Source organism: Pseudomonas sp. GM33, assembly GCF_000282295.1.
GTDB classification, from domain to species: Bacteria; Pseudomonadota; Gammaproteobacteria; order Pseudomonadales; family Pseudomonadaceae; genus Aquipseudomonas; species Aquipseudomonas laurylsulfatiphila.
The window spans coordinates 1-15,219 of sequence record NZ_AKJO01000096.1; the positions used below are offsets into that span (position 1 = coordinate 1).

A 15,219-nucleotide genomic window follows, 5' to 3' on the forward strand; every position below is an offset into this window, starting at 1 on the left:
AGCGTGTTTTCACACAGCCTGGGTCGGAGGGTTGTAAATCCGCGCCTTGTGGCTGCGGGGGAGATGTCAGTGCGTCGTCAGGCCGGCCGCGTTCATGAACAGACGCATCAGGCTGGCGACGATGAACAAGGCGCCCACGCTGCCGACCCAGATCAGGGCCAACCAGCCGAGCCGCTGCCACAGTGGTTTTTTTTCGGCTTCTTCAATGTCGTGCAGGGAATGTTTGGCAGCCATAACGTCAATCCTCTTCAAGATTGATGGCGTCGCATCCGACGCCATCGCGAGCAAGCTCGCTCCCACAACAGGGCTAGTGATAACCGTCTTCATGAGTGACCTTGCCGCGGAACACGTAGTAGCTCCAGAAGGTGTAGCCCAGGATGAACGGGATGATGAACAGCGTGCCCACCAGCATGAAACCCTGGCTTTGCGGCGGTGCGGCGGCATCCCAGATCGAGATCGACGGCGGGATGATGTTCGGCCACAGGCTGATGCCCAAGCCGCTGTAACCAAGGAAGATCAGCACCAGGGTCAACAGGAACGGCGTGTAATGCGCGTTGCGGGCCACGGCGCGGATCAGGCCGTACATCGTCACCAGCACCAGAATCGGCACCGGCATGAACCAGAACAGATTCGGCATGGTGAACCAGCGTGCGGCAATTTCCGCGTGGGCCAACGGAGTCCAGATGCTGACGATGCCGATCACCGCCAGCAGTACGAAGGCCAATGGCCGTGCCAGGTCATGCATCTGCTCCTGCAACTTGCCTTCGGTCTTCATGATCAGCCAGGTGCAGCCGAGCAACGCATAGGCCACCACCAGCGCCGCGCCACAGAACATCGTGAACGGTGTCAGCCAGTCCAGTGAACCACCGGCGAACTGCCGGTTGACCACCGGCAGCCCATCGATGAACGCGCCGAGTGCTACACCCTGGAAAAACGTCGCGGTGACCGAGCCACCGATGAACGCCTTGTCCCACAAGTGGCGCTTGTCGTCCCTGGCCTTGAAGCGGAACTCGAAGGCCACACCACGGAAGATCAGCCCGATCAACATCAGGATCAGCGGCAGGTACAACGCCGAGAGCACCACCGAATAAGCCAGCGGAAACGCGCCAAACAACGCCGCGCCCCCCAACACCAGCCAGGTCTCGTTGCCGTCCCAGACCGGGGCGACGGTGTTCATCATCACATCGCGATCGGTCTTGCCCGGAATGAACGGGAAGAGAATGCCGATGCCCAGGTCGAAACCGTCCATGACCACGTACATCATGATGCCGAAGATGATGATCACGGCCCAGATCAGCGGAAGATCAATACCCATGATTCAAATCTCCTTGGTCAGGCTGTGGCCGGCATCGGCGTGATCGTCGTCGGCGGCGGACAGCGGTCGGGCCGGAGTGCGTTTCTGGCCGGGGCCTCCATCGTTGGTTTCCTTGCCTTCGTCGATCTTCGGCCCCTTGCGCACCAGGCGCATCATGTAGCCAAGTCCGGCGCCAAACAGGGCGAAATACACCACGACGAACAGGATCAGAGTGATGCTCATCTGCATGACGCTATGGTTGGACGACGCATCCGCCGTGCGCATCAGGCCGTAGACCACCCACGGCTGACGGCCGATTTCGGTGGTGAACCAGCCGGCGAGGATCGCAATCAGGCCTGACGGCCCCATCCACAACGCCAGGTACAGGAACGGCCGCGAGGTGTAGAGGGTGTCGCGCTTGCGCAGCCACAGGCTCCACAACCCGGTGAAGATCATCAGCATGCCCAGGCCCACCATGATCCGGAACGACCAGAACACAATGGTCGAATTTGGCCGGTCTTCAGGCGGGAACTCCTTGAGCGCCGGGACTTGCTTGTCCAGCGAGTGAGTCAGGATCAGGCTGCCCAGGTACGGGATCTCGACGGCGAACTTGGTTTTCTCCTCCTTCATGTCCGGCCAGCCGAACAGGATCAGCGGAGTCGCTTCGTTACCTTTGTTTTCCCAGTGCCCCTCGATCGCGGCGATTTTCGCCGGCTGATGCTCAAGTGTATTGAGGCCGTGGAAGTCGCCGATGACCGCCTGGATCGGCGCAACGATCAACGCCATCCACATGGCCATCGAGAGCATTTTGCGGATCGCCGGGTTGTCCTTGCCGCGCAGCAAATGCCAGGCCGCGGAGGCACCCACGAAGAAGGCCGTGGCTACGAACGCCGCCGTGGCCATGTGCATCAGGCGATACGGGAACGACGGGTTGAAGATCACTGCCAACCAGTCGGTGGGTATGACCTGCCCATTGACGATCTCGAAGCCCTGGGGGGTCTGCATCCAGCTGTTGGAGGCGAGAATCCAGAAGGTCGAGATCAGCGTACCGATGGCCACCATCACGGTGGCGAAGAAATGCAGGCCACGCCCGACCTTGTTCCAGCCAAACAGCATGACCCCCAGGAACCCGGCCTCGAGGAAGAACGCCGTGAGCACTTCATAGGTCAGCAACGGCCCGGTAACCGATCCGGCGAAGTCCGAGAAGCGGCTCCAGTTGGTACCGAACTGATAGGCCATGACCAGGCCGGAAACCACGCCCATGCCGAAGTTGACGGCAAAGATCTTCGACCAGAAATGGTAGAGGTCACGGTAGGTGTCGTTATGGGTTTTCAACCACAGGCCTTCGAGTACCGCCAGGTAACTCGCCAGGCCGATGGTGATGGCCGGAAACAGGATATGGAACGAGATAGTGAACGCGAACTGAATTCGGGCGAGATCAAGTGCCTCTAAACCGAACATAAGTCTTCCTCTGTCAGGTAGTACGGCTGCTGGCTGGAAGCCTGCACCCACGGCCCCCACGGAAATGGAGTGTGGCGAATCTCTGTTTGTTCTTTTTTTGCACGCATCACAACGCAGGGAGTCTGGCCTTGCGGCCGCCGGATCAATTCCTTTTGCGGGTTTTGATCTGGATCAATCAACGTTGAAAGAGTAGTCCCAATTTCGGGGATGAACCGCGTGGTCTTTTGCCGCGTGACAAGTTGCCTCATGGCCTTGGTCACGAGCTGAAATACATTTCTGTGGGAGCGAGCCTGCTCGCGATAGCAGTCTGTCAGTCAACATCATCGCTGAATGTCACACCGCTATCGCGAGCAGGCTCGCTCCCACAGTTAATGGCAGTGTTCTCGATATCGATGTCTGGCTAACTAATTTTTTTGTCATGGCAACTTTCTGTTACAGGTTGGTGATAATCTCGTCGTTCCCCTCCCCCAGATTTCTCCGCAGATGCCCAGCCAAGAGCCCTTGCTGTTACGTCACCATCGCCCTTTTCTCGCGTTCTGGCTGGCCCGAATCTTTACCGCCAGCGGCTTCCAGATGCTCACCGTGGCCATCGGCTGGAACCTGTATCAATTGACCGGCAATGTGCTCGACCTGGGTCTGGTCGGCCTGGTCGAATTCGCCCCGCGCGTGCTGTTCATGCTGCACACAGGGCACGTTGCCGACCGCTATGACCGGCGCAAGGTCGCGGCGATCTGCCAGTCCCTGCAAGCTTTGATCGCCCTGTCGCTGGCCATCGGCAGCGCGACCGACCATGTCACTCGGGAAATGATCTTTATCCTGGCCTTCCTGCTCGGCGCCGCGCGCTCCTTTGAAATGCCCACCACCCAGGCCCTGCTGCCAAGCATCGTGCCCAGCGCACTGTTTCCCCGGGCAGTGGCCGCCGCACAATCGGCCCAGCAATCAGCCACCATCGTCGCCCCGGCCCTCGGCGGTTTGCTCTACGCCTTCGGCAGCGTCTGGGTGTATGGCCCGACGGTGCTGCTGTATGTAATCGCCTGTTCGCTGATGCTCAACCTGCCGGCCCGGCAGACGCCGCTGAACAAGGGCAAGGCGACACTGGATTCACTGCTCGCGGGCATCCGCTTCATCCGCAGTCGTCCGGACATTCTCGGGGCGATCTCCCTCGATCTGTTCGCGGTGCTATTGGGGGGTGCCACGGCGCTGCTGCCGGTGTTCGCCAAGGACATCCTGTTGACCGGCCCGTGGGGGCTGGGCCTGTTGCGCTCGGCACCGGCAGTGGGTGCGCTGCTGATGTCGCTGTTCCTGGCGCGGTTTGCCGTGGAGCGCAATGTCGGGCGGGTGATGTTCACCGCCGTGGGCATCTTCGGCGTGGCAACCATCGCCTTCGGCCTGTCGACCTCGTTCTGGTTTTCCCTGGCGGTGTTGGTGGTGTTGGGCGCGGCAGACATGATCAGCATGGTGATCCGCGCCTCGTTCGTTCAACTGGAAACCCCGGACGAAATGCGCGGCCGGGTCAGCGCCGTGAACGGTCTGTTCATTGGTGCCTCGAACCAGTTGGGCGAATTCGAATCGGGCCTGACGGCCCACTGGTTCGGCACCGTGCCAGCCGTGGTCATGGGCGGGATCGGCACGCTGGTGGTGACCGGGGTGTGGGTCAAACTATTCCCGACCCTGGCCAGCCGCGATCGCATGCACGTGGCTAAAGATGAAGAGAAGCAAGAGGCGAAAGTCTAAGCGGGCTACACCAACAACTCCCCCGCCACCGCCGCACGCGTGGCTTTTCCACAGAGTTGCTCCACCAGCGCCAGGGCAAATGCCAATGCGCCAGCCGAGCCCTGGGCCGTGATGCAATTGCCATCGACCACTACCGGTTGATCGACGAAGTTACAGCCCAACAGTTGATGGCTGGCCGATGGCAGACAGGTCATGCGCCGTTGACGCAAAACGCCAAAGGCCTGCAGCGCCACGGCGGGCGCTTCGGCGATACCGGCGAACAGGCGACCGGCTGCCGCCTGATCCTTGATCAATTGTTGCAGGGGTTGATGGGCAGCCAAGTGCTGCGCCCCCACCGCGCCACCCGGCAAGGCAATCAGGTCGAAAGGCTGCGCCAGCAAGTCCACCAGCATGGCATCGGACGTCAGCCGAGTGCCGCGGGCGCAAGTGAGCATGCGCCGCCCTTCGATACTGGCCACCACCACTTCTATTTTGGCGCGGCGCAGTACGTCGATCAGGGTCACGGTCTGCAGGTCATCGGTGCCCTCGGCGAGGGCAATCAAGGCTCTAAAGGTCATCGGGTACTGTCCACGGAATGATCCTCTAAGCGTAGTCAGCTTTCCCGCGCCTTGTTCGAGACATGTGGCTACTGGATGTAAAGCTGTGTCGACATCGTATTGCCGGGCGCATTGATCGAGGTATTGCTGAAGGTCAATGTGCCTTCTTGCTTACCCGCCAGGTCGAGTGCATACAAATAGCCGACAGTTTTTTCCCCGGCGGTGCAGCTGGTCAGGTTGCCGTTCTTGAACGCGCAGACCGGTGTGCGGGTGCCATTCACTTCAAAACCGTCCAGGGCGATATGGGCCTCACGCCCGTAACCCACTTCCAGCACGTACACCGTAATGTTCGGGCCATTGTGATCGCAGCGCGTCCGGGTTTGCCCTTCGTCGATATTTTCAACGCCGCAGGACGGCGAAGCGACTTTGAGCACTTTCAATTGAGTCAATGGCGGGGCCGATGCCGCCGTGGCCGTTTGGGCCCCAAGAAGCAACGCCATCAATACGCCGAACACGCTAACCAGACGCCTTTTCATGCAGTCCTTTCCCCCCCGAAAAACCAGCGCGCAGTATGGCGCACTTGGCTTTGTCGCAAAACATCGACGACGATCACCGCCATAAGCAGCCATATTCCCAAGCTACTGGTATGATGCGCGGCTTTTTCCGGCCCACAGTAATTTCCAGGCGCGTTCTGCTGCCTGTGCTTTGCTGTTGAGGTCGATACATTCACGGCGCCCGGCGCGCCACGGGGAGCAGACATGCTGGAAAGGCTGTTTCAACTCAAGGCACACAACACCAACGTGCGGACCGAGATTCTGGCGGGCGTCACGACCTTTTTGGCCATGGCCTACATTCTGTTCGTCAACCCGAGCATCCTCGGCGAGACCGGCATGGACAAGGGCGCGGTGTTTGTCGCCACCTGTCTGGCAGCTGCCATCGGCTCGACAACCATGGGCCTGATCGCCAACTACCCGATTGCCCTCGCACCGGGCATGGGCCTGAACGCCTTCTTTACCTACACCGTGGTCCTGCACATGGGCCATACCTGGCAAGTGGCGCTCGGCGCGGTGTTCATCTCGGCAGTGTGTTTCTTCCTGCTGTCGATCTTCCGTATCCGTGAATGGATCATCAACAGCATCCCGTTGCCACTGCGTTCGGCCATTGCTGCGGGTATCGGCCTGTTCCTGGCGCTGATCGCCCTGCACAACGCCGGCATCGTGGTCAGCAACCAGGCGACCATGGTCGGCCTCGGCGACCTGAAACAACCGGCTCCGATCCTCGCCACCCTCGGTTTTGCCCTGATCGTCGCGCTTGAGGCCCTTGCCGTGCGCGGTGCGGTGCTGATCGGCATTCTGGTGGTGACCATCGTTTCGATCGTGATGGGCTTCACCCCGTTCGGCGGCGTGATGTCGATGCCGCCGTCGCTGGCCCCGACCTTCCTGCAACTGGACATCAAGGGCGCACTGGACATCGGTCTGGTCAGCGTGATCTTCGCCTTCCTGTTCGTCGACCTGTTCGACAACTCCGGCACCCTGATCGGCGTTGCCAAGCGTGCCGGCCTGATGGGCAAGGACGGCCACATGCCGAAAATGGGCCGCGCGCTGATCGCCGACAGCACCGCAGCCATGGCCGGTTCCCTGCTGGGCACCTCGACCACCACCAGCTACATCGAATCCGCCGCTGGCGTGAGTGCCGGTGGCCGCACCGGCCTGACCGCCGTCGTCGTCGCGATCCTGTTCCTGCTGGCGCTGTTCTTCTCGCCACTGGCCGCCAGTGTTCCAGCCTTCGCCACGGCACCGGCCCTGCTGTTCGTCGCCGTGCTGATGACATCCGGTCTGGCCGAAATAGACTGGGACGACATCACCGTTGCCGCGCCCGTGGTAATCACCGCGCTGGCGATGCCGTTCACCTATTCCATCGCCAATGGCATCGCCTTCGGTTTCATTTCCTGGACCGCCATCAAGCTGATGTCCGGTCGTGGTCGTGAGCTGAACCCGGCGCTGGTGATCCTGTCGATTCTGTTCGTGATCAAGCTGGGTTGGTTCAACGCATGACTTTTGATTCCCAGGCCTATGCCGTTCAACTCGAAGAAAAGGTCACGCGCTTGCGTGACCTGCTGGCCCCGTTCGATGCACCCGAGCCGGCCGTTTTCGATTCGCCGCTGAAAAACTTCCGCCTGCGCGCCGAGTTCCGCCTGTGGCGCGAGGCCGGCGAGCGGCATTACGCGATGTTTTCCCAGGAAGACAAACGCACGCCCATCCTGATCGAAGAGTTCCCGATTGCCAGCCTGCGCATCAACCAGTTGATGCCGCAGCTCAAGGCCGCGTGGCAAGCCAGTGCGGCCCTGAGCCACAAGCTGTTCCAGGTGGAGTTCCTGACCACGCTGGCCGGCGACGCAATGATCACCCTGTGCTATCACCGTCCGCTGGACGAGCACTGGCATGTGGCGGCGTCGAAACTGGCGACGGACCTGAACGTCAGCATCATCGGCCGCTCCAAGGGCAAGCGCGAAGTCATCGGTCACGATTACGTGGTCGAGCAACTGGACGTCGGCGGCCGCACCTTCAGCTACCGCCAGCCGGAAGGCGCGTTCACCCAGCCCAACGGTACGGTGAACCAGAAGATGCTCAACTGGGCATACGATGCGCTCGGGGATCGCTCCGAAGATTTGCTGGAGCTGTATTGCGGCAACGGCAACTTCACCCTGCCGCTCGCCACCCGCGTACGCAAAGTGCTGGCCACCGAAATCAGCAAGACCTCGGTCAACGCGGCGCTGAGCAATCTCAGCGAAAACGCGGTGGATAACGTCACCCTGGTGCGCTTGTCCGCCGAAGAGCTGACCGAAGCCCTGAACGAAGTGCGTCCGTTCCGCCGCCTGCACGGCATTGACCTCAAGAGCTACGAGTTCGGCAGCGTGTTCGTCGATCCGCCCCGCGCCGGCATGGACCCGGACACCTGCGAACTGACCCGGCGCTTCGATAACATCCTGTACATCTCCTGCAATCCGGAGACTCTGGCAGCCAACATCGCCCAACTGCACGACACCCACCGCATCAGCCGGTGTGCGATGTTCGACCAGTTTCCGTGGACCCATCACATGGAATCCGGGGTGATGTTGACCCGGCGTTGATGGCATCTGCCACCACAAAAAAGCCGTCCTCGTGACGGTTTTTTTGTATTCGTGCACGGGAGACTGATAAATACTGGATCGGATACTTCATCTGATCCCCGGTGTAATCAATTATGCAGCGACAATTCGACGATCTACAGTTGGGCAGCATTGAGCTGTTTTGCCTGGCCGCCGAGGCTGGCAGTTTTACTGCCGCGGCGCTGGTGGCAGGTGTCACGCCCGCTGCCGTGAGCCGATCGGTGTCGCGCATGGAAGAACGCCTGGGTGTGCGCCTTTTCGCACGCACCACGCGTAGCGTGAAGCTCACCGACAGTGGTCGCCGTTATTACGAAGAATGTCGCCAGGCCCTTGCGCAACTGGTCGAGGCCCAACGCGAGGTCATGGGCCAGCAGCAAGTGCCGTCCGGTACTTTGCGCATCAGTATTCCGACCACCTACGCGCATCATCGAATCCTGCCGCTGCTGCCCGAATTCCGGGCGCGCTATCCCGCGGTGAAAGTCGAGTCGCATATCAGCAATCGCAACATCGATTTCGTCGGCGAAGGCTACGACATGGCGATTCGCGTGCGAGCCATCCCGGATTCCGGCCTGATCGCCCGCCAGTTGGAAGATGCCGCCCTGGTGCTGATCGCTAGCCCCGACTACCTGAAACAGGCCGGCATTCCGCAAACCCTCGACGACCTCGAACACCACGAATGCATTCAGTATGAATTGCCCAGCAGCGGCCGGCGCATTGCCTGGTTGTTCAACGATGAAGGCGTGCCCCGGGAGATTCTGGCCGAGGGCAACCTCAGTTGTTCCGATGATGTACTGGGCGGGGTGACGCTGGCCAAACACGGGGCTGGGTTGTTTCAGACCTATCGTTTTATCGTGGAAAAGGAACTGGCCAACGGCTCGCTGGTGGAAGTGCTCAAGCCCTATGACGGGCGCTCGCGACCATTCACCCTGCTGTACCCGCAAAGTCGGCATGTGCCGCTGCGCTTGAGGGCGTTCATTGATTTTCTGGTGGAGCATTTGCCGCGCTGAACACAGAAAGTGTCCGATCATCGCCCACAAACCGCCAGTGTGCCCTCTCTTCAATTGACCGAATTAACTAGTTAGTACAATTTATCTCCACAGGCTGAAACTTGGCCGATTCCAACAATAATAAGTGGAGAGATTCCGATGTCCCCTATCGTTCTGGTGCTCAACGGCCCGAACCTGAACCTGCTCGGCACCCGTGAACCGGCGACTTACGGCCACGAAACCCTGGCAGACATTTCGGCCCTGTGCGCACGTGCCGCCGAAGAGTTCGGCCTGGCGGTGGAGTTTCGCCAGACCAACCATGAGGGCGAATTGCTTGACTGGATTCACGCGGCACGCGGTCGCTGCGCCGGGATCATCATTAATCCCGCCGCATGGACTCACACCTCGGTCGCCATCCGCGACGCCCTGGTCGCCAGCGAACTGCCGGTCATCGAAGTCCACCTGTCCAACGTGCACGCCCGCGAGCCCTTCCGCCACCACTCGTTCGTATCCGCTATTGCCACGGCGGTGATGGCCGGTTTCGGCAGTCACGGCTATCGCCTGGCGCTGGAACACTTCAGTCATCGTTTGAAGGGGTGATCGCCGTGACTCAGAACAACGTGGTACTGGCCGGGCTGATCGGCGCCGGCATCCAGGCTTCCCGCACACCGGCCCTGCACGAGCATGAAGGCGATGCCCAAGGGCTGCGCTACCTCTATCGTCTGATTGACCTTGATCAGTTGAAACTCGACAGCAACGCCCTGCCCGACCTGTTGATGGCTGCCGAGCGCATGAACTTCACCGGCTTGAACATCACCTTTCCCTGCAAGCAGGCAATCATCCCGCTGCTGGACGAACTCTCACCGGAGGCCCGCGGTATCGGTGCGGTCAACACGGTGGTGCTCAAGGATGGCAAGCGCATCGGCCACAACACCGATTGCCTGGGCTTTGCCGAAGGCTTTAGACGAGGCCTGAAAGGCGTTGCCGTTGAGCGTGTCGTCCAGATGGGCGCCGGCGGCGCAGGGGCGGCGGTGGCCCACGCCCTGTTGAGCGAAGGCGTACAGCAACTGAGCATTTTTGACGTGGACATCCGCCGCGCCCAGGATCTGGCCGACAACCTCAATCAGCATTTCGGTGTCGCTCTGGCGATGGCCGGGTATGACCTGCCAAGCGCCTTGACCCAGGCGGACGGCCTGGTGAACACCACGCCGATGGGCATGAAAAAACTGCCGGGCATGCCGGTGCCGGTCGAGTTGCTTCGGGCCGAATTGTGGGTGGCGGAGATCGTCTACTTCCCACTGGAAACCGAACTGCTGCGCAACGCCCGCGCCCTCGGCTGCCGGACGCTGGACGGCGGCAACATGGCCGTGTTTCAGGCGGTGAAGGCATTCGAGTTGTTCAGCGGCGTGGTGCCGGATGCCCAGAGAATGCTTGAGCATTTCCAGGGTATGAATGACTGAAGATCAACAGATCGCAGCCTTCGGCAGCGCCTACGTCAATCGCATTGATCCGTAGACGCTGCCGAAGGCTGCGATCTTTTCAAGCCTGCAAATAACGCAGCACCGACTCGCAAATCATCTCCCGATGACGCTGCTTGATGCGCTCATCCGGCAAGTCGATCTGGAAAATCTCCCCCACGGTATGGCGGTTCGAGACGCGATAGAAGCAGAACGAACTGATCAGCAGATGCACATCCAGCGGCACCAGGCCGGCGCGGAATACGCCCTCTTCAACACCCCGACGCAGGATCACATCGAGCGAATCGAGAACGGTGTTGTTCATCGCCCTGATCGCTTCGGAGCGCTTCACGTACTCGGCGTTGTGAATGTTTTCGATGCTGACGATGCGCACGAAATCGACGTTGCGATCGTGGTGATCGAATGTGAACTCAACCATCCGCCGAATCGCTTCCACCGGTGCCAGTTCGGTCAGGTGCAAACGGCTTTCAGTGCTGCGGATATCGCCGTAGAGTTTTTCCAGGACCTCGACGTAGAGCTGCTCCTTGCTGCCGAAGTAGTAATAGATCATGCGCTTGGAGGTGTGGATGCGCTCGGCGATGGCATCGACGCGGGCCCCGGAAAGCCCCTGCTGGACGAATTCGACAATCGCCTCCTGCAGGATGTTTTCGCGGGTCTTTTCCGGGTTGTTCTTGCGACTCTTGCGCGGCTCGGTACCGGGTTCTACGGAGGCTGCGGGGAGTTCTGAAGTCATTGTCATTGCGGGCTCACGGCCATCACTGCACAGGCTGGCGATTATGGGCTGCGCGGCACGGTGAAGGAAGCCGCGCGGCCTACGTTTAATCCCGCGTTTACGAATTTCCTACAACTTGGCCTGACGGATGGCTCCGCTTCGGGATTTGGCCATGGCCGCCAGTCGCACTGCCACGTTGGCCGCGCCATAGCCGGCATATCCGTTTTTACGCTGGATGATTTCAAAGAAGAATCGCCCCTCGAACGGCTCGGTATACACGTGAAACAGCTCCCCGCCCTGGGCGTCGCGGTCGTACAACACGTTGTAGTAGGCCAGTTCGCTGAGGAACTCATCGTCGAAATCGAAGCGCGCCGCCAGGTCATCGTAGTAGTTGAGCGGGATATCCAGCAGCGGCACGCCCGCCTCTTTTGCACGGCTGACCTGGGCAAAGATGTCATCACAATCAAAGGCGATGTGATGCACTCCGGAACCGCGATAACTCGACAGCGCGTGTGAGATCGCGGTGTTGCGGTTCTCGGAAATGTTCAGCGGCAGGCGGATCGAACTGTCGCGGCTACGCAAGGCACGGCTCTTCACCAGACCATAAGGATCCGGCAGCACCACTTCATCGTCCGCCTCGAAATCCAGCAGGCTCTTGTAGAACAGCACCCAACTGTCGAGGCTGTCGGCCGGCAGCGCCATGGCCATGTGATCAATGCGCTTGAGGCCGCCGCTGACCGGCGCTTGCGGGTACAGATTGAAGTCCGTGCCATAAACATCGGCATGCTGATCCACCAGATAGATCAGGCTGCCATCCGGCGCACGCACCGCCGCCAGTTCCAGTTCGTTGGGGCCGACCAGTCCACGATAGGGCTGGCCCTTGTAGGCTACGGCGCGGGCCAGTGCGCTGGCGCTGTCCTTGACCCGCACGGCCGTCGCGCACAGCGAAGGGCCGTGGGCTTCGAAAAAGCTGTGGCCGAATGAGTAAGGCTCCGAGTTCAGGATCAGGTTGATATCGCCCTGACGCAGCAGGCTGACGCTCTTGGAGCGATGCTGCCCGGCCTTGACGAAACCCAGTCGCTCCAGCCAATGGGAGAGCTTGGCGCCGAGGCTTTCATCCACGGCGAATTCGAGAAATTCGATGCCGTTGTACTCGCTGGCCTTGGGTGTTTCGAACAGAATCTCAGGGCTGGCCATTGGCTTGGCTTCCTGAGCCAGACGCTCGCGGGTTTTCTCTTCCAGGTACAACAACGAACGCAAGCCGTCGGCGGCATTGGCCCGTGGCGGCGCGGCGCGGAAGCCGTCGTTGAAGATTTCCAGCGACAATGGCCCGGTGTAGCCGCTCTGGATGATCGGCGCGAGGAACCCCGGCAAGTCGAACTCCCCCTGGCCCGGGAAGCAGCGAAAATGCCGGCTCCACTCCAGCACGTCCATGGCCAGGATCGGCGCGTCGGCCATTTGTACGAAGAAAATCTTGTCGCCGGGAATCTCGGCGATAGCGCTCGGATCGCCCTTGAGCGACAGGGTGTGAAAGCTGTCCAGCAACACGCCAAGGCTTGGATGATCGGCCTGACGCACGATGTTCCACACCTGTTGATACGTGTTCACGTGCCGGCCCCAGGCCAGCGCTTCGTAACCGATGCGTAGACCACGGGCCCCGGCATGCTCAGCCAGCAGTCGCAGATCGTCGACCAGAATCTGTTCATCTCCGATGGAGTCGGCCGAGGCGTTGCTGCACACCAGCACCAGGTCGGTGCCCAGTTCCTGCATCAAGTCGAATTTGCGCTCGGCGCGTTCCAGGTTGCGCGACAGCCGATCACGCCGGCAGCCTTCAAAATCGCGGAAAGGTTGAAACAGGGTGATGGCGATCCCGAGATCGGCGCACATCTGTTTAATTTCCCGTGGGCTGCCGTCGTAGTAGAGAAGGTCGTTCTCGAAGATTTCCACACCGTCGAACCCGGCGGCGGCAATGGCTTCGAGTTTTTCCGGCAGGGTACCGCTCAAGGATACGGTGGCAATGGAATGCTGCATATTTCGACTCCCGGTAATGGGGACCATCTTGTTAGGGGGCATCGCACGCCCGATCCCTGTAGGAGCTGCCGAAGGCTCGGGCCGCGTTCGGACGATCTTTTGATCTTGAATAGCAAAATCAAAAGATCGCAGCCTTCGGCAGCTCCTACAGGGGTAGCGTTTGTCCTGGGTAAATTATTGGCTTGGCGATCTCGCACAGCAATTCAAAGTGTACTATCCGGTTAGTTTTGTGTTCGATTATCGAACAAAATGGTGGTTGGCGAATTGACGATTTTTTGTCCACTGCCCAACATCGACCCCACATTGAGTCCGGACTCGCAGCACCGGCCGCGATGTCCAAAACACCAAATAACAAATTCAAAAAAACGGGTGGTACATATGCTTCCTTCCCAAAGCTCACGCATGGCTCCGGCCATGAGCGTCACTGCCGGTGGTATCGGCGACAAGATCCGCGGCGCCATGGCGGTCGGCAAAACCCGTTGGGGCATGCTGGCGCTGGTGTTTTTCGCCACTACCCTGAACTACATCGACCGCGCCGCACTGGGTGTGATGCAGCCCATCCTGGCCAAGGAAATGAGCTGGACGGCGATGGATTACGCCAACATCAACTTCTGGTTCCAGGTCGGCTATGCCATTGGTTTCGTGCTGCAGGGCCGGCTGATCGACCGGGTCGGCGTCAAGCGCGTGTTTTTCTGCGCCGTGTTGCTCTGGAGCCTGGCGACCGGCGCCCATGGCCTGGCCACTTCGGCGGCCGGCTTCATGGTCTGCCGTTTCATCCTCGGTCTGACCGAAGCCGCCAACTACCCGGCCTGCGTGAAAACCACCCGCCTGTGGTTCCCGGCCGGCGAGCGTGCCGTGGCCACCGGGATATTCAATGCCGGGACCAACGTCGGTGCGATGTTCACCCCGATGTTGCTGCCGCTGATCCTCCACGCATGGGGCTGGCAGGCCGCGTTCCTGTGCATGTCGGCACTGGGCGGGATCTGGCTGGTGTGCTGGGCCTTGAAGTACTTCAACCCGGAAGAGCATCCGAGCGTCAAACAATCGGAACTGGACTACATCCAGAAAGAAGTCGAGCCGGAACAAACCCGCGTGCCGTTCTCGAAGATCCTGCGCATGCGCGGCACCTGGGCCTTCGCCCTCGCCTACTCGATGACCGCGCCGGTGTTCTGGTTCTACCTGTACTGGCTGCCGCCGTTCCTCAATCAGCAATACAACCTGGGCATCAACGTCACCCAGATGGGTATCCCGCTGATCATCATCTACCTCACTGCCGACTTCGGTAGCGTTGGCGGCGGCATCCTCTCCTCGTTCCTGATCGGTCGCGGCGTCAACCCGATCAAGGCGCGGCTGGTGTCGATGCTGCTGTTCGCCTGCTGCATCATCGGCGTGGTCATGGCTGCCGGCTCCAGCAATCTGTGGGTCGCCGTAGCCGCCATCTCCCTGGCCATCGGCGCGCACCAGGCCTGGACTGCAAACATCTGGAGCCTGGTGATGGACTACACGCCCAAGCACATGATGAGCACGGTATTCGGCTTCGGCGGTATGTGTGCTGCGATTGGCGGGATGTTCATGACCCAGTTGGTCGGCCATATCCTGACCGTCACCAACAACAACTACACCGTGCTGTTCACGCTGATTCCGGCGATGTACTTCATTGCGCTTACCTGGATGTACTTCATGGCACCGCGCAAGATTCCAACCATCACCGACTAAAGAAGTCATCAGTCCCTGTGGGAGCGAGCCTGCTCGCGAAAGCGGTACGTCAGCCAACGTCAATGTTGAATGACAATCCGTCTTCGCGAGCAGGCTCGCTCCCACAGGTCTCTGATCGTGGCC

14 protein-coding genes and 1 pseudogene are annotated in these 15,219 nt (G+C 60.3%); 8 read left to right on the forward strand and 7 right to left on the reverse strand.

The genetic code is table 11. The features are described 5' to 3' along the window. Positions 1 to 66 precede the first annotated feature (66 nt). The 3 genes from PMI26_RS30740 to PMI26_RS11460 form a co-directional block, all read right to left on the reverse strand. Positions 67 to 234, reverse strand: a complete 168-nt coding sequence (locus PMI26_RS30740) for a DUF2474 domain-containing protein (protein ID WP_007975773.1) — start codon at positions 232 to 234, stop codon at positions 67 to 69. 73 nt (positions 235 to 307) lie between these two features. After that, a complete protein-coding gene (cydB, locus tag PMI26_RS11465) occupies positions 308 to 1,315 on the reverse strand; it encodes a cytochrome d ubiquinol oxidase subunit II (protein ID WP_007975775.1) in 1,008 nt (335 codons plus the stop codon). 3 nt (positions 1,316 to 1,318) lie between these two features. Beyond that, a complete protein-coding gene (locus PMI26_RS11460; RefSeq protein ID WP_007975777.1) occupies positions 1,319 to 2,755 on the reverse strand; it encodes a cytochrome ubiquinol oxidase subunit I in 1,437 nt (478 codons plus the stop codon). Between the two features lie 483 nt (positions 2,756 to 3,238). On the opposite strand from PMI26_RS11460, the gene PMI26_RS11455 reads away from it, so the two are divergent. Then, positions 3,239 to 4,489 (forward strand): MFS transporter, encoded by a 1,251-nt coding sequence (locus PMI26_RS11455; protein ID WP_007975778.1) that lies wholly within the window; start codon positions 3,239 to 3,241, stop codon positions 4,487 to 4,489. A gap of 5 nt (positions 4,490 to 4,494) precedes the next feature. Here the strand turns inward: PMI26_RS11455 and PMI26_RS11450 are convergent, their stop codons facing one another. Both PMI26_RS11450 and PMI26_RS11445 read right to left on the reverse strand, forming a co-directional pair. Further along, positions 4,495 to 5,046 (reverse strand): DJ-1 family glyoxalase III, encoded by a 552-nt coding sequence (locus PMI26_RS11450; protein WP_007975779.1) that lies wholly within the window; start codon positions 5,044 to 5,046, stop codon positions 4,495 to 4,497. 68 nt (positions 5,047 to 5,114) lie between these two features. Beyond that, on the reverse strand, positions 5,115 to 5,561 hold the full coding sequence (locus PMI26_RS11445) for a DUF4879 domain-containing protein (RefSeq protein WP_007975780.1): 447 nt from the start codon (positions 5,559 to 5,561) through the stop codon (positions 5,115 to 5,117). A gap of 222 nt (positions 5,562 to 5,783) precedes the next feature. Between PMI26_RS11445 and PMI26_RS11440 the strand changes: the two genes are divergently transcribed. From PMI26_RS11440 to PMI26_RS11420, 5 genes are all read left to right on the forward strand, one after another. Beyond that, positions 5,784 to 7,079 (forward strand): NCS2 family permease, encoded by a 1,296-nt coding sequence (locus tag PMI26_RS11440; protein WP_007975781.1) that lies wholly within the window; start codon positions 5,784 to 5,786, stop codon positions 7,077 to 7,079. Continuing rightward, complete coding sequence (gene trmA, locus PMI26_RS11435) at positions 7,076 to 8,155, forward strand: tRNA (uridine(54)-C5)-methyltransferase TrmA (RefSeq protein ID WP_007975782.1); 1,080 nt, start codon at positions 7,076 to 7,078, stop codon at positions 8,153 to 8,155. The genes PMI26_RS11440 and trmA overlap by 4 nt, the downstream gene beginning before the upstream one ends. Positions 8,156 to 8,268: 113 nt before the next feature. After that, positions 8,269 to 9,180, forward strand: a complete 912-nt coding sequence (locus tag PMI26_RS11430; RefSeq protein WP_007975783.1) for a LysR family transcriptional regulator — start codon at positions 8,269 to 8,271, stop codon at positions 9,178 to 9,180. A gap of 138 nt (positions 9,181 to 9,318) precedes the next feature. Continuing rightward, positions 9,319 to 9,759 carry a type II 3-dehydroquinate dehydratase gene (gene aroQ / locus PMI26_RS11425; RefSeq protein ID WP_007975784.1) on the forward strand — a complete coding sequence of 147 codons (441 nt, stop codon included), beginning with the start codon at positions 9,319 to 9,321 and terminating at the stop codon, positions 9,757 to 9,759. Between the two features lie 5 nt (positions 9,760 to 9,764). Then, on the forward strand, positions 9,765 to 10,619 hold the full coding sequence (locus PMI26_RS11420; RefSeq protein WP_007975785.1) for a shikimate dehydrogenase: 855 nt from the start codon (positions 9,765 to 9,767) through the stop codon (positions 10,617 to 10,619). Between the two features lie 79 nt (positions 10,620 to 10,698). On the opposite strand, the gene PMI26_RS11415 is transcribed toward PMI26_RS11420, so the two are convergent. Next, the gene (locus PMI26_RS11415; RefSeq protein WP_007975786.1) at positions 10,699 to 11,376 is read right to left on the reverse strand and encodes a TetR/AcrR family transcriptional regulator; all 678 of its coding nucleotides are present in this window, start codon (positions 11,374 to 11,376) and stop codon (positions 10,699 to 10,701) included. A 102-nt stretch (positions 11,377 to 11,478) separates the two neighbouring features. After that, positions 11,479 to 13,380 (reverse strand): 3-dehydroshikimate dehydratase QuiC, encoded by a 1,902-nt coding sequence (quiC, locus tag PMI26_RS11410; RefSeq protein ID WP_007975787.1) that lies wholly within the window; start codon positions 13,378 to 13,380, stop codon positions 11,479 to 11,481. 378 nt (positions 13,381 to 13,758) lie between these two features. Between quiC and PMI26_RS11405 the strand changes: the two genes are divergently transcribed. Continuing rightward, a complete protein-coding gene (locus tag PMI26_RS11405; RefSeq protein ID WP_007975788.1) occupies positions 13,759 to 15,096 on the forward strand; it encodes an MFS transporter in 1,338 nt (445 codons plus the stop codon). Between the two features lie 17 nt (positions 15,097 to 15,113). Then, positions 15,114 to 15,209: pseudogene (locus PMI26_RS31910) on the forward strand (metal ABC transporter ATP-binding protein); the annotation flags it as partial. Between the last annotated feature and the right edge of the window lie 10 nt (positions 15,210 to 15,219).

Coding starts and splice junctions, on each gene's coding strand:
- PMI26_RS30740 (WP_007975773.1), bottom strand. CDS start 234: ATGGCTGCCAAACATTCCCTGCACGACATTGAAGAAGCCGAAAAAAAA.
- cydB (WP_007975775.1), bottom strand. CDS start 1,315: ATGGGTATTGATCTTCCGCTGATCTGGGCCGTGATCATCATCTTCGGC.
- PMI26_RS11460 (WP_007975777.1), bottom strand. CDS start 2,755: ATGTTCGGTTTAGAGGCACTTGATCTCGCCCGAATTCAGTTCGCGTTC.
- PMI26_RS11455 (WP_007975778.1), top strand. CDS start 3,239: ATGCCCAGCCAAGAGCCCTTGCTGTTACGTCACCATCGCCCTTTTCTC.
- PMI26_RS11450 (WP_007975779.1), bottom strand. CDS start 5,046: ATGACCTTTAGAGCCTTGATTGCCCTCGCCGAGGGCACCGATGACCTG.
- PMI26_RS11445 (WP_007975780.1), bottom strand. CDS start 5,561: ATGAAAAGGCGTCTGGTTAGCGTGTTCGGCGTATTGATGGCGTTGCTT.
- PMI26_RS11440 (WP_007975781.1), top strand. CDS start 5,784: ATGCTGGAAAGGCTGTTTCAACTCAAGGCACACAACACCAACGTGCGG.
- trmA (WP_007975782.1), top strand. CDS start 7,076: ATGACTTTTGATTCCCAGGCCTATGCCGTTCAACTCGAAGAAAAGGTC.
- PMI26_RS11430 (WP_007975783.1), top strand. CDS start 8,269: ATGCAGCGACAATTCGACGATCTACAGTTGGGCAGCATTGAGCTGTTT.
- aroQ (WP_007975784.1), top strand. CDS start 9,319: ATGTCCCCTATCGTTCTGGTGCTCAACGGCCCGAACCTGAACCTGCTC.
- PMI26_RS11415 (WP_007975786.1), bottom strand. CDS start 11,376: ATGACAATGACTTCAGAACTCCCCGCAGCCTCCGTAGAACCCGGTACC.
- quiC (WP_007975787.1), bottom strand. CDS start 13,380: ATGCAGCATTCCATTGCCACCGTATCCTTGAGCGGTACCCTGCCGGAA.
- PMI26_RS11405 (WP_007975788.1), top strand. CDS start 13,759: ATGCTTCCTTCCCAAAGCTCACGCATGGCTCCGGCCATGAGCGTCACT.